Origin of the sequence: Pantoea sp. UBA7232 (assembly GCF_002473195.1) — a bacterium.
Taxonomy (GTDB): Bacteria; Pseudomonadota; Gammaproteobacteria; order Enterobacterales; family Enterobacteriaceae; genus Pantoea; species Pantoea eucrina.
The window spans coordinates 16,544-35,623 of the sequence record NZ_DKTK01000012.1; the positions used below are offsets into that span (position 1 = coordinate 16,544).

Below are 19,080 nucleotides of genomic sequence, written 5' to 3' on the forward strand. Positions count from 1 at the left end.
GCGTCAGGCTTAATAAAGCGGCGCGGGTTGTACTGAGGCGTGCAGTTCGGCATCCAGCAGCGCGTTGCGCACCGGCGCAAAACTGCGACGATGATGCGGCGTGGCACCAAACTGTTTGAGCTTCGCCATATGAAGCGCGGTGGGGTAACCTTTATGCTGCACAAAGCCATACTGCGGAAAGAGACGATCGAGTTCAGCCATTTCGCGATCGCGCGTCACTTTGGCAATAATGGATGCAGCGCTGATTTCCTGCACCAGACTGTCGCCTTTGATCACCGCCTGCGCAGGCATCGCCAGCGCCGGACAGCGATTGCCATCGATCAGCACAAAATCGGGCGTAAGGTGCAGCCCTGCCACCGCGCGCTGCATCGCCAGCAGCGTGGCATGCAGAATATTGAGCTGGTCGATCTCTTCTGGCTCAGCCCTGCCGAGGCTCCACGCCAGCGCCTTTTCGGTAATTTCATCATACAGCGCCAGACGGCGCTTTTCCGACAGCTTTTTTGAGTCTGCCAGACCAGCAATCGGGTTAGCAGGATCGAGGATCACCGCCGCCGTTACTACGGCCCCTACCAGCGGGCCGCGTCCGACTTCGTCCACGCCCGCAATACGTTGCGCATCAGGATAGATAAATTCAGCCATGAGCAATCTCCAGTACCGCATCCGCCGCCTGCTCATCGGCATTCCAGCGGATCTGCTGATGCAGTTGAGTAAAGGTTTCCAGCAGCGCGTCGCGTTCGGCACCCGCATGCAGCAGCGGCTCCAGCGCGGCGGCCAGCGTCTGCGGCTGGCACTCATCCTGCAGCAGCTCTTTAACCAGCTCCCGTCCCGCCAGCAGATTAGGCAGCGAGACGTAAGGCGTTTTGACCAGGCGCTTCGCCAGCCAGAAGGTAACGGGTTTCATACGATACCCCACGACCATCGGGCACTTTGCCAGCATACACTCCAGCGCCGCGGTGCCGGATGCCAGAATAGCCGCATCGCTGGCGATCATCGCCTGACGCCCTTTGCCATCCAGCAGGTGCATAGGCAGCTCAGGCGCAATCTCCGCTTTAATCTGTTCAAACTGCGCCCGCCGCTTTGCGTTAACCAGCGGAACCACGATTTCCAGCGCCGGGTAGCGCTGACGCAGCAGCTGCGCCGCGCGCAGAAAATCGGCGCTCAGCATTTCAACTTCTGCGCCACGACTGCCTGGCAGTAAACCCAGACAGATCGCATCGTCTGCAATACCCAGCTCGCGACGCGCGGCCTGCTTATCAGGCTGCAGCGGCATCGCATCAGCCATGGTGTGACCGATAAAACGACACGGCACGTTAAAGCGATCGTAGAACGCTTTCTCGAACGGCAGAAACGCCAGCACCATATCGGTGTTGCGGCCAATCTTAAAGACACGTTTCTGACGCCATGCCCAGACGGAAGGGCTGACGTAGTGCACGGTACGAATACCGGCACGCTTCAGGTTGCCTTCCAGCGTGATGTTAAAGTCCGGCGCATCAATGCCCACAAACACGTCAGGGCGGAGCGCGGTGAAGCGCTGCGTGAGGTCTTTGCGGATGGTCAGCAGGCGTCGCAGGCGGCCCAGCACTTCGACAATGCCCATCACCGCCAGCTCTTCCATTTCGTACCAGACTTCGCAGCCTTCTGCCTGCATCAGCGGACCCGCTACGCCAACAAAGCGTGCATCAGGATGACGCGCTTTCAGCGCGCGGATCAGACCGGCACCAAGAATATCGCCGGAGGTTTCTCCGGCGACCAGGGCAATCGTTAAGGGACGCACTGACATGAATTAACGGATCAATCCACGGGTTGAACGGGCGAAGAAATCAAAGAACGGCTGGACTTCGCTGTGCTGCTGCGCCAGCGCCTCGATTTCAGGCTTTACCTCATCCAGCGTTTTACCGCTGCGGTAGAGCAGCTTGTAAGCGTTGCGAATAGCATGCAGCGCCTCTTTGCTGAAGCCGCGACGCTTGAGACCTTCAATATTGACGCCAAACGGTGTGGCGTGGTTACCCTGCGCAATAATGTATGGCGGAATATCCTGCGCCACGCCGGAACAACCGCCAACCATAACGTGAGCGCCGATAGTGCACCACTGGTGCACGGCCGTCACGCCGCCGATGATCGCAAAATCATCCACGGTAACGTGGCCGCCCAGCGTCACGTTATTTGCCAGAATGCAGCGGCTGCCAATCACGCAGTCGTGTGCAATGTGCGCATTCACCATCAGCAGGTTGTCGCTGCCAACTTTAGTCAGTCCGCCACCCTGCGTGGTGCCGCGATGAATGGTCACGCTTTCGCGGATCCGGTTGCGATCGCCGATTTCGGTGCGGGTAGGCTCACCCGCATATTTCAGATCCTGGTTTACCTCACCAATAGAGACAAACTGATAGATCTGGTTCTCTTCGCCGATGCGCGTATGGCCATTAACCACCACGTGTGATTTCAATACCGTACCTGCGCCAATTTCCACGTCAGCGCCCACAATACAGAAGGGACCGATATGAACATTTGCACCCAGTACAGCACCCTCTTCAACGATGGCGGTCGGATGGATGGTGGCGGTTGAATCAATCACTAATTATGCCTCCCGGCTACGGGCACACATCATGGTCGCTTCACAGACAATTTTACCATCCACTGTAGCAACGCCTTTAAAACGTGTCAGACCACGACGGGTTTTTTCGAAGGTGACTTCCATGATCATCTGGTCGCCTGGTACTACCGGGCGCTTGAAGCGGGCTTCATCGATACCGGCAAAATAATAGAGCTCGCCAGGTTCCAGTTTGCCAACGCTTTTAAACGCCAGAATACCGGTCGCCTGCGCCATCGCTTCTAAAATCAGAACGCCTGGGAAAATCGGTTTACCAGGGAAGTGCCCCTGGAAAAACGGTTCATTAACAGAAACGTTCTTTACCGCACGCAGATATTTGTGCTCTTCAAAATCCAGCACGCGATCCACCAGCAAAAACGGATAGCGGTGCGGCAGCAGTTCTAAAATCTCTTCGATTTTCAGAGTATGCGTTTCAGTAGTCAAAATACTCTTCCTGTCCTAAAAAATCTGATGGCAACAATAACACGGCCTGCACCGATCAAAATGATCTTTCGCAGGCCGCAAATCAGTTCGGTGGCGTTCGCTTCTCTGCGCTACCTGCCGTCCTTTACCACACTGAAGGGCAAAAGCAGGCAGGCGGCATTATTATGAAAGCGGGTCGCGCGGATGTGCTTAGCTGTTTTTATCAACTTTGCGTTCGATGGCTTTCAGACGTTTGCTTATGTCATCGATATTCATCACCAGCGCTGCCGTTTTACGCCAGGCTTTGTTCGGTTGCAGTGGGATCCCTGAGGAGTAAACCCCCGGCTCTGTAATGGGACGCATCACCATGCCCATACCGGTTACGGTTACTTTATCGCAGATCTCCATATGGCCGTTAATGACGCTGGCGCCGCCAATCATACAGTAACGTCCAATCTTCAGGCTACCGGCCATGATCACACCTCCCGCAACGGCTGTATTGTCACCAATTACAACGTTGTGGGCAATCTGACACTGGTTGTCTATGATAACACCATTGCCGATCAGAGTGTTATCCAGCGCACCGCGATCGATAGTGGTGCAGGCACCAATCTCTGTCCGGTCACCGATGATGACCGTGCCGAGCTGAGGGATTTTCACCCAGTTGCCGCGATCGTTAGCATACCCGAAACCATCTGCACCGATGACAGTGCCTGACTGAATCAGACAATCCTGACCAATCTGAATCTCATGATAAATCGTCACGTTGGCCCAGAGGCGCGTGCCGCTGCCAATCCGGCTCTTTTTGCCGACAAAGCAGCCTGCACCAATCACGACGTTGTCACCCAGCTCAACGCCAGACTCAATCACCGCGTTCGCCCCTACCGACACATTTTGTCCCAGCGAGGCGGAAGGATCGATCACCGCGCTGGGCGCGATATTCTGCGCGGGCTGCGGCGTGGTGTCCAGCAGTTGTGCCATGCGGGCATAGGTAAGATAGGGATTTTTCACTACCAGGGCGGCAGTATTGCACCATTCCAGATCCGCTTCCGTCAGCACCACGGCTGACGCCTGAACGCTGGCGAGCTGCTCGCGGTAGCGGCTGTTGGCAAGAAAAGTGATTTGACCAGGGGTGGCGGATTGCATAGAAGCAATGCCGGAGATGACGATATCGCCATCTCCGTGCAATTCTGCATCCAACTGCTGGGCTAAATCAGCCAGTCGAATTGATGACATCGATTATTTAACCTGTTTCAGCACGTCAGCAGTAATGTCTTTCGCATTAGCAGCATAGGCTACGGCGTTAGCATCAATCACGACATCATAACCATCGCTGTCTGCCACTTTCTTCACGGCATCCTGGATACGGCTCAGCAGTTTGTTACGCTCTTCCATCTGGCGACGACGGTTATCCTGTTCGAAAGCCTGGGCTTTGCTGGAGAAGGCTTCGCGCTGGGACATGATGTCTTTTTCCATGCGGCTGCGCTCGCTCGCCTTCATGGTAGAAGCATCACGCTGCAGTCTCTGCATTTTGGTCTGCAGATCGCGTTCCTGGCCCTGCAGCTCAGTTGCGCGGCCTTTGAACTCATTTTCAAGCTGTTTAGCAACGGTCGCACGTTGCGGTAACTGCTGGAAAATGCTGGACACGTTTACCACTGCAATTTTGTCAGCAGCCTGAACGCCAGCGGAAACCGCTAAAGCAAGACCCAGACCTGCGGCACACAACAACTTTTTCACTATAAACTCCTTACCATCAACGTTTGTGTCTGCGACACAGTGTTTGGCTCGCTTAGCGCTTTGCTGCGCTAAGCTATGCCGTACTTCGCTTCCGCTTCCCTGCTCAGAACATTACCAGGTTTTACCAATGTTAAACTGGAACTGCTCTGCTTTGTCTCCCTCGACTTTCTTCACCGGCTGGGCATAGGAGAAGACCAGCGGGCCCAGTGGCGACATCCACTGCAGCGCCAGGCCTGCAGAGACGCGAATGTTGTTAGGATCGCTATAGTCCGGAATATCCGCAGCGCGGGTGGCTGCCGTATTCTGCCAGTTAGTATCCCAGACGGTACCGGCGTCCACAAACAGTGAAGTGCGCACGGAGTTAGCGTACTTCTCGCTCAGGAACGGCGTTGGCGTGATCAGCTCGAGGCTGGCAATCGCCATTGCGTTACCGCCTACCGCATCATCTGACTTACAGATCCCGTTTGGATCGGTCAGATTACACGATGAGGAGCGATCGTTAAGGTAAGCGGCTTTCGGACCAATAGTATTGGAACGGAAACCACGTACCGTGCTGGAGCCACCGGCGTAGAAGTTCTCATAGAACGGCATCTCTTTATCCCCGATGCCGTCTCCATAGCCCACACGACCACGCCCCAGGACTACCCAGGTGCCGTCACGGTTCAGCGGCACATACTGCTGCGTGTCCAGCGTCGCTTTATAGAACGCGTTGTCTGAACCTGGAATCGTCACCTTACCGTTCAGGTTGGTGCGGTTACCGCGCGTCGGGAAGAAGCCGCGATCCAGCGTATTGTAGGTCCAGCCATAGTTAAAGGTAAAATCATCCGCAGAGAAATCGCCTTTATTATTGAGTCCCTGTGGACGCCCGACCGAGTCGAGGTAACGCCACATTGCCACCTGCGGCCGCATGTTCGACAGATCGTTATGCACATAGCCTAAGCCAACGCGCAGGGTGTTGTTCTCATTAACCGGGAAGCCGAGCGTACCATCAACACCGTAACTCTTGTTGGTGTAGTCTGACAGATCGGCATCGTCCGCTTTAAAGTCGTTATAGAACAGGCGACCGCCCAGACTCACGCCGTCAACCGTAAAGTAGGGATCGGTCAGTGAGAATTCAGCATAGGTCTGATAATCATTTTTGGTACCGCTGATACTAACGGTATTACCGGTACCGAGCCAGTTATCCTGGGTAACACCCACCTGGAAGCTGACGCCGCTTTCTGTTCCGTAGCCCACGCCAAAGTTAAAGGTACCGGTGTTGCGCTCTTTAACTTTGTAGACCACATCCACCTGATCCGGCACGCCTGGTACGCGCTGCGTATCCACATCAACCGTTTCAAAGTAACCGGTGCGGTTCAGACGCTCTTTACCCTGATCAACCAGATCGCTGCCCAGCCATGCGCCTTCCATCTGACGCATCTCACGGCGCAGTACAGCATCTTTTGAGGTGTCGTTCCCTTCAAAACGGACTTTACGCACGTAATAGCGATTACCGGCATCAACGTTAATATGCAGCTTAACGGTTTTGTCAGCGTCGCTGATTTCCGGCTGCGTCACGACGCGCGGATAGGCATAGCCATAGCGGCCCAGCAGCTTTTTGATATCATCTTCCATCTGCGTCACTTTGGTGCCGTTGTAAAGCTCACCATTCGGGATTTTGGTCAGATGTTCAATTTCTGCTGAGTGGCCCGCCATGCTGCCGTTCACAATCACGCCGGCGATTTTATACTGGTCGCCTTCGTTAATGTTGACGGTGATGTAGATGCCTTTTTTATCCGGCGTCAGGCTGACCTGAGTCGAGTCGATATTAAAGCGCGCATAACCGCGATCCAGATAGAAACTGCGCAGCGTCTCAAGGTCGCCGGCCAGCTTCTGCTTCTGATATTTGCGATCGCCGACTACGTTCCACCACGGCACTTCATCACGCAGCTGGAAGCGGGAGATCAGTTCATCAGAGCTGAACGCTTTGTTACCCACGATGTTGATCTGCTGAATTTTGGCAGAGACACCTTCCTGGAAAACAAATTTCAGATCCACGCGGTTACGCGGCAGCGGTGTGGCAATCGCTTTTACGCTGGCGGTGTATTTGCCGACGCTGTAGTAGAAATCTTCCAGTCCCTTCTCGATTGAAGAGAGCGTGGTGCGATCCAGCGCTTCGCCGACGCGAACGCCTGACGCTTCGAGGTTCTGCTTCAGCTGATCCTCTTTCACCGCCTTGTTACCGGAGAATGTGATGCTGGCAATAGTCGGACGCTCTTTAACCTGAACAATCAGGGTCGTTCCGTCACGTAAAACCTGCACATCTTCAAAATTGCCGGTGGCAAACAGTGAGCGAATGGTGTTTCTGATATCATCATCATTCACCGTATCACCGACGCGTACCGGCATGCTGAGCAGAGCCGCGCCGACGGCGACTCGCTGGAGACCTTCGAAATGAATGTCGTTCACCACGAAATCGTCTGCACCGTAAACGGTGGCGCTGCTAAACAGCAGCGACGCTATGAGCAACTTTTTCATCGCCATCGTTGTTATGCGTTTTCCTAACACATCCCGCACCTGTCTGCGTTCCAGACGTTACAGGCGAGAGAAATCATTGAAAAGTGCAAGCCCCATTAACAGCACCAGCAAAATTGAGCCGATGCGATAACTGAAGTCCTGAACTCGCTCGGACACCGGTCCTCCTTTGATCTTTTCGATCGCCAGAAAAAGCAGATGCCCACCATCTAAAACCGGTAACGGAAACAGGTTGATGATGCCCAGATTGACGCTTATCAGCGCCAGGAACATCAGATAATAAATCACCCCGTACTCCGCTGATAAACCGGCACCCTGCGCAATCGAAATCGGGCCGCTCAGGTTATTCAGCTTTACATCACCTGTAATCAGCTTACCCAGCATCGACACCGTAAGCTTCATCAGCTGCCAGGTTTTGACGCCTGCCTCACCGATAGCGGCCACCGGCCCATACTGTTTCACCGTTTTATACGCGTCAGGCAGCGGCTGCACGCGCGGAATAACGCCGGCGAATCCCTCTTCAGGCTTGCCCGGCTTCGCGGCTGGCGTCAGCGTCAGAGAGTGCCGGACGCCATTTCGCTCAACCTCAAGCGCCATCGGTTTACCCGGATTATCCCGTACCTGGCCGGCAAATGTCTGCCACTGCGTTAACGGCTGACCATCGACTTTAACGATCCTGTCGCCCGCTTGCAAACCGGCAGCGCTGGCGGGTGAATCCGCCTGTATTTCTGCCAGCGTGGTTTCAATCTGTGGCCCGCGTGGACGAATGCCGAGCGCTACCACCGGATCCTGCTTGTCTGGCTCAAACTGCCAGTCACGCAGGTCGACCCGCTTCTGCTGGGTTGCGCTTTCGCCAAACTGAGAAACGGTCAGCGTGGTACTCTCATCGCCGATTTTCCCAATCAGGGCCATGCGCACAGCATCCCAGTCAGGCGTTTCGATACCGTCAACTGCGTTAAGTTCCATGCCTGACTGAATTTGCGCTTCCGCTGCGACGGAGCCGCTCACAATTTCGCCAACCACCGGCCGTACGCCGGGCACGCCATGCATAAAGACCAGCCAGTAAGCGAAGATAGCGAAGAGGAAATTGGCAACCGGCCCCGCGGCGATGACGGCAGCACGCTGCAGCACGGTTTTGTTGTTAAACGCCTCGTGACGGCGCTCAGCGGAAACGCTCTCTACGCGCTCATCCAGCATTTTGACATAGCCGCCGAGCGGGATCAGCGCAATAACATACTCTGTCCCCTGCCGGTCAGTCCGTCGCCAGAGCGCCTTACCGAAACCGATAGAAAAGCGTTCGACATAGATGCCGCACCGGCGTGCCACCCAGAAGTGGCCAAACTCATGCACGGTGATCAGCACGCCCAGCGCGACGATGAAAGCAGCAAAACTCCAGAGAATGCTTAACATAGTTGCTGCTCCTAGAGGGTATGAAACACCAGCAGCAGCAGGCAGGCAAATACCGGCACGGCCGCTGTGAGGCTATCGATACGATCGAGGATACCACCGTGGCCGGGGATAAGATTTCCGCTGTCTTTAATGCCCGCTTCGCGCTTAAACATACTTTCAGTGAGATCGCCTAATACCGAGGCAAGCGTGGCAACAACGGCACACGCAATCAGCGTGCCCGGCGCCACCGTCAGCGGAGCCAGCAGTGCAAACAGCCAGGCGATAATAGCGGAAGAGAGCAGGCCACCAAAAAAGCCTTCCCAGGTTTTACCCGGTGAGACTTTAGGCGCCAGCTTGTGTTTGCCGAACAGCCGGCCAAACATATAGGCACCCGAGTCCGCGCCCCATACCAGCAGCATAACGAACAGGAGCCACCAGGCGCCGGCAAAGTGATCAATGTCGTAGTGATACTGGCGCAGCGCGATCATGCCACAGAAAAACGGGACGATCGTCAGCACGCCAAACAGCAGACGAAGCGGACGCGAGCCGCGCCAGAGTGCGGCAGAGGCGGGATAGAACAGCACCAGAAAGAGAGCAACGACCCACCAGCCAAGTGCGGCCCAGAGCGAGCTTTCCAGCTGAGGCTGATGCGCATCGTGAGAATAGGACGGTAAGGTAAACAGCATCGCTGCCAGCAGCAGGCCACAGAGCAGCGCCAGCCAGACGCGCTGCTGACGGGTAGCCATACCGGCCAGCTGCCCCCACTCCCAGGCGGCGAGCATGCAGATAGCAATCGTGGTAATCGCGAAACCAGACAGCGGTAACCAGAATAGCGCAGCGATCACCAGCGGAATCAAAATAAACGCGGTGATCAGACGAGACTTCAGCAAAGGTTACCCCCAGGTAGCTCAGGCGCCGCCTGGTGCAGCGCCGCCGTAGCGTCGCTCCCGCAGAGAGAATGCATTCAGTGCACCTTCAAAAACATGTTCATCAAAATCAGGCCAAAGAACATCGGTAAACCAGAACTCAGCATAGGCTATCTGCCACAGCAGGAAGTTGCTGATTCGATGCTCTCCCCCGGTCCTTATCACTAAATCCACCGGCGCCAGCTCCTGCATACAGAGGTAGGGAGCAAGGCTTTCTTCGGTTATCTGGTCAGGACGCAGTAGCCCTTCCTGAACCTGTTCGGCCAGTTTCCTGGCACCCTGGATAATATCCCAACGGCCGCCATAGTTGGCAGCAATGTTGAGGGTCAGTCCATTATTTTGTTGAGTCAGTTCCTCGGCGCGGCGAATGCGTTCCTGAATACGACCAGAAAAACGGCTGATATCACCAATAATGCACAGACGTACATTATGCTTATGCAGGCTCTTTACTTCACTGTCGAGAGCCCAGATAAATAATTCCATTAACGCCGTCACTTCCTGCGGCGGTCGGCTCCAGTTTTCACTGCTGAACGCATAGAGCGTTAACGCTTCCAGCTTGTGGCTGACCGCAAAGCTGACGGCACGGCGAACCGATTTTACCCCGGCTTTGTGGCCTGAAATACGCAGTTTGCCCTGATTTTTTGCCCAGCGACCATTACCATCCATAATGATGGCCACGTGACGTGGTGTGCAGTACGACCCGTCATCGATTGTATTGTGATTGTTGGACGACATAACGCGTAATAATTCCTTTCATCAGAAATGCTGTGTTTTCTGAATACATTGCGCCTGCGGCAAAGGCCGGCCCGTAAGCCGGATGACATCGAAACAATGTCGTGCCGTAAAACGCGAGCGACTATACCATTTTCAGCCAGAGCGAACAAATAGCGGGGCTATCAGCCAGCCAGAGTGACGCGTGACAGCAGTGCCTTTGCATGCTGCCGCGCCAGTCGATCGATTTCCAGCACCTCATCAATACTGGCTGGCTCCGGCGAGCTGAGCGTAGCCAGTACTTCGCTGTTGAGGGCGGCAATATCGGTAAAGCGAATCTGATGCTGCAAAAACGCTGCTACCGCGATTTCATTTGCTGCATTCAGCGTCGTCGTGGCCGCCTGCCCTGCAGTACACGCATCGATTGCCAGCTTCAGGCAGGGATAGCGTACGTAATCGGGTTCAGCAAACGTCAGCGCTTTCATTCGGGTGAAATCAAGCGGCGTGACGCCAGCGGCGATACGTGCAGGCCATGCCATGCTGTGAGCAATCGGTGTGCGCATATCAGGCGATCCCAGCTGCGCCAGCACGCTGCCGTCACAATAACGCACCATAGAGTGGATCACCGACTGCGGGTGCAGGATGACCTCCATTTGCGCGTCAGTGGCGTTGAACAACCAGCGGGCTTCAATGTATTCAAGACCTTTATTCATCATAGTGGCCGAATCAACGGAGATTTTGCGCCCCATTGACCAGTTCGGATGCGCACAGGCCTGATCCGGCGACATAGCAGCCAGATCGGCCAGTGGCGTGTCACGAAAAGGACCACCCGATCCCGTAAGGAGAATCGAGTCGATCCCGTTCTCCCGCAGATCAGCGTACCCCAACTGATGCTGTATGGAAGCGGGCAAACTCTGAAAAATGGCATTATGCTCGCTATCGACCGGCAGCAGCTGCGCCTGATGCTGGCGCACTGCCTCCATAAACAAGCGGCCGCACGTGACAAGTGACTCCTTGTTAGCCAGCAGCACGGTTTTTCCGGCACGAATCGCTGCCAGCGTTGGCTGCAGGCCCGAGGCGCCGACAATCGCCGCCATCACCTGATCAACCTCATCCAGCGCCGCCAGATCGCAGGCTGCCTGAACGCCGGAGAGCACTTCGGTATCGACATTGAGTGCTCTCAGTCGCTCACGCAGGTCGGCAGCGGCGGTCTCATCAGACATCGCTGCATAGCGTGGCCGGAACTGCTGGCACTGCTCAGCCATCAGCGCAGCATTCTGCCCTGCGACCAGCGCCGTAACCTGATAGAGATCGGGATTCGCGGCGACAACCGCCAGCGTACTGGTGCCAATTGAGCCGGTGGATCCCAGAAGAGTTAATTGCTTCATCATGCTATCCCTGTGAAGTCATCATAGGTGCCCGCAACGGCGCCAGGCACAATGTAAAACGCCGCCAGAGTGCATTCGGTACGAATACGGCTCTGAACGGCGTTTTATATCTGTTACAGGCAGGCGCTTACCTGCCTCCAGCAGATACAGATCGGGCTGACAGACTCAGAAGTCCATCAGCTCCTTCTCTTTTTCTGCCAGCGCAGCATCAACATGCTTGATGTGAAGGTCGGTCATTTTCTGGATATCATCCTGTGAACGACGTTCGTCATCTTCGCTGATCTCTTTATCTTTCAGCAGCGCTTTGATCTTATCGTTGGCATCACGGCGAACGTTACGCACGGAAACACGCCCCTGCTCTGCTTCGCCACGAACGATTTTGATCAGATCTTTACGGCGCTCTTCTGTCAGCGCTGGCAGCGGAACACGGATGTCGGTGCCGGCTGAACTTGGATTCAGGCCGAGGTCGGACGTCATAATCGCTTTCTCAACGGCCGGACCCAGAGAGCGATCAAACACGTTGATTTTCAGCGTACGGGAATCTTCTACCGTTACGCTGGCGAGCTGACGCAGTGGCGTAGGTGTACCGTAGTATTCCACCACAATGCCGTCGAGCAGTGAAGGTGAAGCACGACCGGTACGCACTTTGCTGATGGTGCTTTTGAATGCTTCCACGCACTTGTCCATGCGTGTTTCGGCATCTTTTTTAATATCGTTAATCACGTTAAAACCCTTGGATTCGGTTTGACCTGGCCATTTCCGCACGCGTCGGAACTGGTATCGATAAACATCGATCATCCTGCTACCTGCTGCTGACGTACAAGCCGCCTGCAACATCGATTATGTCAGGTAGTGGCGCAGCGTCAGGCACTGCGCTATCAGAATATACCTTATTTTACCTTGCGTCGGATATTAATGCGTAATCAGGGTGCCTTCTTTTTCACCCATTACCACGCGACGCAGTGCGCCAGGCTTATTCATGTTGAAGACGCGAATCGGCAGTGCGTGGTCACGCGCCAGCGTAAAGGCGGCCAGATCCATAACTTTCAGCTCTTTTTCCAGCACTTCAGCGTAGCTGAGCTGATCGTACAGCGTCGCGTCCGGATTTTTCACCGGATCGGCTGAGTAGACGCCATCTACTTTAGTCGCCTTCAACACGACGTCCGCTTCAATCTCAATGCCGCGCAGGCAGGCAGCAGAATCGGTGGTAAAGAACGGGTTGCCGGTACCGGCAGAGAAGATCACCACGCGGTTATTACGCAGCAGGCTGATCGCTTCAGCCCAGCTGTAGTTGTCACAGACGCCGTTAAGCGGGATGGCAGACATCAGGCGTGCGTTCACATAGGCGCGGTGCAGCGCATCACGCATTGCCAGGCCGTTCATGACGGTCGCCAGCATACCCATGTGGTCGCCTACTACGCGGTTCATGCCCGCCTGAGCGAGGCCTGCGCCACGGAACAGATTACCGCCACCAATCACCACACCTACCTGGATGCCCAGCTCAACCAGCTCTTTCACCTCTTGCGCCATGCGGTCAAGCACGCTCGCGTCGATACCAAAACCTTCGGCACCCTGCAGGGCCTCGCCGCTCAGTTTCAGTAGGATACGTTGGTATACAGGTTTTGCGTTGGTCGCCATGGTCAATTCTTCCTGGAGGATAAGATGAATGAGAAGTTAAATCTGGTGGATCATCCGCTTAGCGCGTCAAAAAAGCTATTGGGATGAGACTGAAAATCACTGCGCCAAAACGCAGACAAAAAAGAACCGCCTCGCGGCGGTTCCGGTCACTCATTAAGACTGTTTGGACATCGCAGCCACTTCAGCTGCAAAGTCGGTTTCAACTTTCTCAATGCCTTCGCCCACTTCAAAGCGGATGAAGTTGATGACATCTGCGCCTTTCTCTTTCAGCGCCTGACCCACAGTTTTGCTTGGGTCGATAACGAAAGCCTGACCAGTCAGAGAGACTTCGCCGGTGAATTTCTTCATACGGCCTTCAACCATCTTCTCTGCGATCTCTTTTGGCTTGCCAGACTGCATCGCGATATCCAGCTGTACCTGGTACTCTTTCTCAACCACGTCAGCAGAAACATCTTCTGGCTTAACGAACTCTGGCTTGCTTGCCGCAACGTGCATTGCGATCTGCTTGCTCAGCTCTTCATCAGCAGCGGTGGTAGAAACCAGAACGCCGATACGCGCGCCGTGCTGGTAGCTGTTCAGCTGAGCGCCTTCCAGTACTGCTACGCGACGGATGTTGATGTTCTCACCGATTTTAGCAACCAGTGCAACACGCTCTTCTTCGAACTGTGCTTTCAGCGCTTCAACGTCGGTGATTTTGCCGGCAGTAGCTGCATCCAGAACTTTGTCAGCAAACGCCTGGAAACCGCCATCTTTAGCAACGAAGTCAGTCTGGCAGTTAACTTCCAGAATCACACCGTAACCATCAACGATTTTGGTTTTGATCACGCCGTCAGCTGCAACGTTACCTGCTTTTTTCGCAGCTTTGATTGCGCCAGACTTACGCATGTTTTCAATTGCCAGCTCGATGTCGCCGTTCGCTTCGGTCAGCGCTTTTTTGCAGTCCATCATGCCTGCGCCAGTACGCTCACGCAGTTCTTTTACCAATGCAGCGGTAATTTCAGCCATTCCAGAATCCTCGGTTCGTTTCCGGGTGCGTGCGCACGCGCAGAAACCTGTTGCGGAAAATTTACTCTGCCCCGCCAGCCCGTAACAGGGAGCGCGACAGACGGAGATAAATAAAAGGGGCCTGTGCGGCCCCTTATACAGATAACATCTGATGTCTAAGGGCTCTCAGAAAGAGCAATCCTTATTAAGCGTTTTCTAAAGACGCGTCTTCAGCCTGCTCAGCCAGGTCCTGTGAACGGCCTTCGCGCACGGTAGTGGCAACAGCAGTCAGGTACAGGCTTACAGCACGGATCGCATCGTCGTTACCAGGGATAACGAAATCAACGCCATCTGGATCAGAGTTGGTATCAACGATAGCAAATACCGGGATACCCAGGTTGTTTGCTTCTTTGATTGCGATGTGTTCGTGGTCAGCATCAACAACAAACAGCGCATCTGGCAGACCGCCCATGTCTTTGATACCACCCAGGCTGTTTTCCAGCTTGGCCAGCTCACGAGCACGCATCAGTGCTTCTTTCTTGGTCAGTTTGTCGAACGTGCCGTCCTGAGACTGAGTTTCCAGATCTTTCAGACGTTTGATTGACTGACGAACGGTTTTCCAGTTAGTCAGCATACCACCTAACCAGCGGTGGTTAACGAAGAACTGGTCGCAGCTCAGAGCTGACTCTTTTACCGCTTCAGCAGCAGCGCGCTTAGTACCAACGATCAGGATTTTACCTTTGCGAGAAGAGATCTTCTGCAGCTCAGCCAGAGCGTCGTTGAACATTGGTACAGTTTTCTCAAGGTTGATGATGTGAACCTTGTTACGTGCACCAAAAATGAATGGCTTCATTTTTGGGTTCCAGTAACGGGTCTGGTGACCGAAGTGAACACCAGCCTTGAGCATGTCGCGCATGGAAACAGTTGCCATGATTACCTCTAAAGTATGTTTGGGGTTGGGCCTCCATGTATCCCATACGACCGACCTCTTTCAAGGCACCCCGGCGTATGTGTCGATACATGTGTGTTTTAGTACACATAATGAGATTTATGCGCTTCCTGCCGTCTCGCTTTCGTAAGACAGCAGAGAATCGTCGGCGCGCTTTATACCATAACAGGTATAAATACGCCAGCGGTTGTTAGCGCAAAACGTGTGCGGCAATCCCGATTTGGCAGCCCATTTGCTGCCTGCTAACATGACTGCCACAGAACTCATTATTGTCGAAAATTTCGGCGATTGCGGAAAAATTCATGGCTATCTCAATCAAAACTCCTGACGAAATCGAAAAAATGCGCGTGGCGGGCCGCCTGGCCGCTGAAGTGCTGGAAATGATCGCCCCTCACGTTGTGCCGGGTGTGACCACCGGTGAGCTTGATCGCCTCTGCCACGAGCACATCACACAGCAGCAGCAGGCGGTTTCTGCCTGCCTTGGCTATCACGGCTTCCCTAAATCGGTCTGCATCTCGGTAAACGAGGTGGTGTGCCACGGTATTCCCAGCGACGATCGCGTCCTGAAAGAGGGTGATATCGTGAACGTTGATGTCACCGTCATTAAAGATGAGTATCACGGTGATACCTCAAAAATGTTTATCGTCGGCAAACCCACTATCCTCGGCGAGCGCCTCTGCCGCGTGACGCAGGAGAGCCTCTATATCGCTCTGCGTCTCGTTAAGCCAGGCATCCGCCTGCGTGAGCTGGGACGCGCGATCCAGCAATACGTTGAGGCGCAGGATTTCTCCGTTGTGCGTGAGTATTGCGGTCACGGTATTGGCAAAGGCTTCCATGAAGAGCCGCAGGTGCTGCACTATGACGCCGACGACAGCGGTGTGGTGCTGCAGGCCGGCATGACGTTTACCGTGGAGCCGATGGTTAACGCAGGCGATTACCGCATCCGCACCATGAAGGATGGCTGGACGGTGAAAACCAAAGATCGCAGCTTGTCCGCGCAGTATGAGCATACTATTGTGGTGACAGAAACTGGCTGTGAGATTCTGACGCTGCGTGAGGATGACACTATTCCGGCGCGGCTGGAAAACGTCTGATCCTCTCTCTGCTACCCACTGAGCCGGCTTGATGCCGGCTTTTTAATGCGCGAAGGGGCATGTTGATGAGCGGTAACGTGACCGAGGCAGTACACAAAATTCTCACCGATTCACCCGCCGGCTGGGCTGACGACGCGCTAACGCGTGAACAGCTGAAAGCCGCGCTGGAGCAGTTTCAGCACGCGCTGAGCCTCGCCTTTGATGCCGGCAGCGACGTGGAGTCGCTGATCGACACGCGCACGCTCTTTATCGATCGTCTGCTGCGACGGCTGTGGCGTTTCTTCGGTTTTGATACGCTAAGTGATATGGCGCTGGTCGCGGTGGGCGGCTATGGCCGTGGCGAGCTGCATCCGCTGTCGGACATCGACATTCTGATCCTCAGCCGTCAGCCCCTTGATGAGGCCGCCGCGCAGCGCACCTCTGAACTGATCACGCTTATGTGGGATCTGCGGCTTGAGGTGGGACACAGCGTGCGCACGCTTGAGGAGTGCCTGCTGGAGGGCTTATCCGATCTCACCGTGGCAACCAACCTGATTGAGTCGCGCATGCTGACCGGCGACGTTGCGCTGTTTCTTGAGCTGCAGAAGAATATCTTCAGCGAAGGCTTCTGGCCCTCATCGCGCTTTTTTGCTGCCAAAATTGAAGAGCAGCAGGAGCGCCATCAGCGTTACCACGGCACCAGTTACAATCTCGAACCTGATATCAAAAGCAGTCCGGGCGGCCTGCGCGATATCCATACCCTGCAGTGGGTAGCGCGTCGCCATTTTGGTGCCACCACCATGGATGAGATGATGGGCTTTGGGTTCCTGACCGAAGCGGAGCGCAATGAGATCAACGAGTGTCAGGAGTTTCTCTGGCGCATCCGCTTCGCCCTGCATCTGACGCTGCCACGCTACGACAACCGCCTGCTTTTTGATCGGCAACTGACCGTCGCGCATCGCCTCAGCTACTCCGGCGAAGGCAACGAGCCGGTTGAGCGCATGATGAAAGATTTCTACCGCGTAACACGCCGCATTAGCGAGCTGAACCAGATGCTGCTGCAGCTGTTTGATGAAGCGATCCTCGCCCTGCCAGCGACCGAAAAGCCGCGTGCGCTGGATGATGATTTTCAGCTACGCGGCGACCTGATTGACCTGCGCGACCCGGATCTGTTTCAACGCGAGCCGCAGGCCATTCTGCGCATGTTTTATGTCATGGTACGCAACGCCTCAATTACCGGGATCTACTCCACTACCCTGCGCCAGCTGCGTCATGCGCGCCGCCATCTGCGGCAGCCGCTGTGCCAGATTGCTGAGGCGCGCCGCACTTTTATGGCGATTCTGCGTCATCCCGGCGCGGTAAAACGCGCGCTGCTGCCGATGCATCGCCATAGCGTACTCTCCGCCTATACGCCGCTCTGGGGCAACGTGGTCGGCCAGATGCAGTTTGATCTGTTTCACGCCTACACGGTGGATGAGCACACCATTCGCGTGTTGCAGAAGCTGGAGAGCTTCGCCGATGAGAGCACGCGGCCAAAGCATCCGCTGTGTGTGGAACTCTGGCCGCGCCTGCCCCAGCCGGAGCTGCTGCTGATGGCAGCGCTGCTCCATGATATTGCCAAAGGCCGCAACGGCGATCACTCAATACTGGGCGCGCAGGATGCGCTGGAGTTTGCTGAGCTGCACAACCTCAACTCCCGGGAGACCCAGCTGGTGGCCTGGCTGGTGCGTCATCATCTGCTGATGTCGGTCACCGCCCAGCGTCGCGATATTCAGGACCCTACGGTGATCCAGCAGTTCGCCGAGGTAATGCAGAATGAGAATCGCCTGCGCTATCTGGTCTGCCTCACCGTCTCCGATATCTGCGCCACCAATGAGAGCCTGTGGAACAGCTGGAAGCAGAGCCTGCTGCGCGAGCTGTTTTTTGCTACCGAGAAGCAGCTGCGACGCGGCATGGAAAATAGCCCGGATCTGCGCGAGCGGGTGCGCCACCATCGTCTGCAGGCGCTGGCGCTGCTGCGCATGGAGAACCTCAATGAAGAGCGGCTGCACCATATCTGGAGCCGCTGCCGCGCCGACTATTTTCTGCGCCATACGCCTAATCAGCTGGCGTGGCACGCCCGTCATCTGATTGACCACGACCTCAGCCAGCCGCTGGTGCTGGTCAGCCCACAGGCGACGCGCGGCGGCACGGAGATTTTTATCTGGAGCCCGGATCGCCCCTATCTGTTTGCCGCCGTAGCGGGTGAACTCGACCGCCGTAATCTCAGCGTGCACGACGCGCAAATCTTTACCAGCCGTGACGGCATGGCAATGGATACCTTTATCGTCCTCGAACCCGATGGCAGTCCGCTTTCACCCGATCGCCACCCGCTGATTATTCAGGCATTGCAGCAGGCCATTACGCAGCAGGAGTGGGTGCCGCCGCGTACCCGTCGCCAGTCCGCGCGCCTGAAACATTTCAGCGTGGACACTGACGTGAAATTTTTGCCGACCCACACCGACCGGCGCAGCTATCTGGAGCTGATCGCGCTCGATCAGCCAGGACTGCTTGCCCGGGTAGGTGAAGTCTTTGCCGATCTCGGCGTGTCGCTGCACGGTGCGCGCATCAGCACCATCGGCGAACGGGTTGAGGATCTCTTTATCCTCGCCAACAGCGAACGGCGTGCGCTGAATGCAGAAATGCGCGATGTGTTACAACAACGGTTGACAGAGGCCCTTAATCCAAACGATAAAGTGTCCTGAATCACACTGCACAGATA

17 protein-coding genes are annotated in these 19,080 nt (G+C 55.4%); 2 read left to right on the plus strand and 15 right to left on the minus strand.

Translation table 11 applies throughout. From position 1 onward, the window contains the following. Positions 1-9: 9 nt before the first annotated feature. The 15 genes from rnhB to rpsB all read right to left on the minus strand — a co-directional run bounded on the left by rnhB (position 10) and on the right by rpsB (position 15,228). Positions 10-639 (minus strand): ribonuclease HII, encoded by a 630-nt coding sequence (gene rnhB, locus B4056_RS12185; protein WP_288654876.1) that lies wholly within the window; start codon positions 637-639, stop codon positions 10-12. Beyond that, positions 632-1,780, minus strand: a complete 1,149-nt coding sequence (gene lpxB, locus B4056_RS12190) for a lipid-A-disaccharide synthase (protein WP_039382748.1) — start codon at positions 1,778-1,780, stop codon at positions 632-634. Before lpxB ends, rnhB begins: the two co-directional genes overlap by 8 nt. 3 nt (positions 1,781-1,783) lie before the next feature. Then, positions 1,784-2,572, minus strand: coding sequence for an acyl-ACP--UDP-N-acetylglucosamine O-acyltransferase (gene lpxA / locus B4056_RS12195; RefSeq protein ID WP_039382744.1), 789 nt, complete (start codon positions 2,570-2,572; stop codon positions 1,784-1,786). A gap of 3 nt (positions 2,573-2,575) precedes the next feature. Further along, positions 2,576-3,031 carry a 3-hydroxyacyl-ACP dehydratase FabZ gene (gene fabZ, locus B4056_RS12200; RefSeq protein WP_007893924.1) on the minus strand — a complete coding sequence of 152 codons (456 nt, stop codon included), beginning with the start codon at positions 3,029-3,031 and terminating at the stop codon, positions 2,576-2,578. Positions 3,032-3,220: 189 nt separating this feature from the next. After that, positions 3,221-4,246, minus strand: coding sequence for a UDP-3-O-(3-hydroxymyristoyl)glucosamine N-acyltransferase (gene lpxD, locus B4056_RS12205; protein ID WP_039382740.1), 1,026 nt, complete (start codon positions 4,244-4,246; stop codon positions 3,221-3,223). A 3-nt stretch (positions 4,247-4,249) separates the two neighbouring features. After that, positions 4,250-4,747, minus strand: coding sequence for a molecular chaperone Skp (gene skp, locus B4056_RS12210; protein ID WP_039382739.1), 498 nt, complete (start codon positions 4,745-4,747; stop codon positions 4,250-4,252). A 111-nt stretch (positions 4,748-4,858) separates the two neighbouring features. After that, positions 4,859-7,270, minus strand: coding sequence for an outer membrane protein assembly factor BamA (gene bamA, locus B4056_RS12215; RefSeq protein ID WP_039382738.1), 2,412 nt, complete (start codon positions 7,268-7,270; stop codon positions 4,859-4,861). A gap of 51 nt (positions 7,271-7,321) precedes the next feature. After that, positions 7,322-8,671, minus strand: a complete 1,350-nt coding sequence (rseP, locus tag B4056_RS12220; RefSeq protein WP_113655007.1) for a sigma E protease regulator RseP — start codon at positions 8,669-8,671, stop codon at positions 7,322-7,324. Between the two features lie 11 nt (positions 8,672-8,682). Then, positions 8,683-9,540, minus strand: coding sequence for a phosphatidate cytidylyltransferase (cdsA, locus tag B4056_RS12225; protein ID WP_039382735.1), 858 nt, complete (start codon positions 9,538-9,540; stop codon positions 8,683-8,685). An 18-nt stretch (positions 9,541-9,558) separates the two neighbouring features. Next, positions 9,559-10,311, minus strand: coding sequence for a (2E,6E)-farnesyl-diphosphate-specific ditrans,polycis-undecaprenyl-diphosphate synthase (gene ispU / locus B4056_RS12230; RefSeq protein WP_039382733.1), 753 nt, complete (start codon positions 10,309-10,311; stop codon positions 9,559-9,561). A gap of 161 nt (positions 10,312-10,472) precedes the next feature. Continuing rightward, on the minus strand, positions 10,473-11,675 hold the full coding sequence (gene ispC / locus B4056_RS12235; protein ID WP_175540480.1) for a 1-deoxy-D-xylulose-5-phosphate reductoisomerase: 1,203 nt from the start codon (positions 11,673-11,675) through the stop codon (positions 10,473-10,475). Positions 11,676-11,840: 165 nt separating this feature from the next. Then, positions 11,841-12,398, minus strand: a complete 558-nt coding sequence (gene frr, locus B4056_RS12240) for a ribosome recycling factor (RefSeq protein WP_039385717.1) — start codon at positions 12,396-12,398, stop codon at positions 11,841-11,843. Between the two features lie 189 nt (positions 12,399-12,587). Next, positions 12,588-13,313 carry a UMP kinase gene (gene pyrH, locus B4056_RS12245; RefSeq protein WP_039382729.1) on the minus strand — a complete coding sequence of 242 codons (726 nt, stop codon included), beginning with the start codon at positions 13,311-13,313 and terminating at the stop codon, positions 12,588-12,590. Positions 13,314-13,466: 153 nt separating this feature from the next. Then, entirely contained in the window at positions 13,467-14,318 is an 852-nt protein-coding gene (tsf, locus tag B4056_RS12250; RefSeq protein WP_039382726.1) for a translation elongation factor Ts, read from the minus strand. Positions 14,319-14,502: 184 nt separating this feature from the next. Then, positions 14,503-15,228: a 30S ribosomal protein S2 gene (gene rpsB, locus B4056_RS12255; RefSeq protein WP_039382724.1), complete on the minus strand. Its 726-nt coding sequence runs from the start codon at positions 15,226-15,228 to the stop codon at positions 14,503-14,505. A 320-nt stretch (positions 15,229-15,548) separates the two neighbouring features. On the opposite strand from rpsB, the gene map reads away from it, so the two are divergent. After that, positions 15,549-16,340 carry a type I methionyl aminopeptidase gene (gene map / locus B4056_RS12260; protein ID WP_039382722.1) on the plus strand — a complete coding sequence of 264 codons (792 nt, stop codon included), beginning with the start codon at positions 15,549-15,551 and terminating at the stop codon, positions 16,338-16,340. Between the two features lie 65 nt (positions 16,341-16,405). After that, positions 16,406-19,063: a bifunctional uridylyltransferase/uridylyl-removing protein GlnD gene (gene glnD, locus B4056_RS12265; RefSeq protein WP_071669050.1), complete on the plus strand. Its 2,658-nt coding sequence runs from the start codon at positions 16,406-16,408 to the stop codon at positions 19,061-19,063. The last annotated feature ends 17 nt before the right edge of the window (positions 19,064-19,080 follow it).

What these genes read in the sequence shown, in the direction of transcription:
- rnhB (WP_288654876.1), bottom strand. Translation starts at nt 639, where the DNA reads ATGGCTGAATTTATCTATCCTGATGCGCAACGTATTGCGGGCGTGGAC.
- ispU (WP_039382733.1), bottom strand. Translation starts at nt 10,311, where the DNA reads ATGTCGTCCAACAATCACAATACAATCGATGACGGGTCGTACTGCACA.
- rseP (WP_113655007.1), bottom strand. Translation starts at nt 8,671, where the DNA reads ATGTTAAGCATTCTCTGGAGTTTTGCTGCTTTCATCGTCGCGCTGGGC.
- lpxD (WP_039382740.1), bottom strand. Translation starts at nt 4,246, where the DNA reads ATGTCATCAATTCGACTGGCTGATTTAGCCCAGCAGTTGGATGCAGAA.
- tsf (WP_039382726.1), bottom strand. Translation starts at nt 14,318, where the DNA reads ATGGCTGAAATTACCGCTGCATTGGTAAAAGAACTGCGTGAGCGTACT.
- bamA (WP_039382738.1), bottom strand. Translation starts at nt 7,270, where the DNA reads ATGGCGATGAAAAAGTTGCTCATAGCGTCGCTGCTGTTTAGCAGCGCC.
- ispC (WP_175540480.1), bottom strand. Translation starts at nt 11,675, where the DNA reads ATGAAGCAATTAACTCTTCTGGGATCCACCGGCTCAATTGGCACCAGT.
- glnD (WP_071669050.1), top strand. Translation starts at nt 16,406, where the DNA reads ATGAGCGGTAACGTGACCGAGGCAGTACACAAAATTCTCACCGATTCA.
- lpxB (WP_039382748.1), bottom strand. Translation starts at nt 1,780, where the DNA reads ATGTCAGTGCGTCCCTTAACGATTGCCCTGGTCGCCGGAGAAACCTCC.
- pyrH (WP_039382729.1), bottom strand. Translation starts at nt 13,313, where the DNA reads ATGGCGACCAACGCAAAACCTGTATACCAACGTATCCTACTGAAACTG.
- map (WP_039382722.1), top strand. Translation starts at nt 15,549, where the DNA reads ATGGCTATCTCAATCAAAACTCCTGACGAAATCGAAAAAATGCGCGTG.
- rpsB (WP_039382724.1), bottom strand. Translation starts at nt 15,228, where the DNA reads ATGGCAACTGTTTCCATGCGCGACATGCTCAAGGCTGGTGTTCACTTC.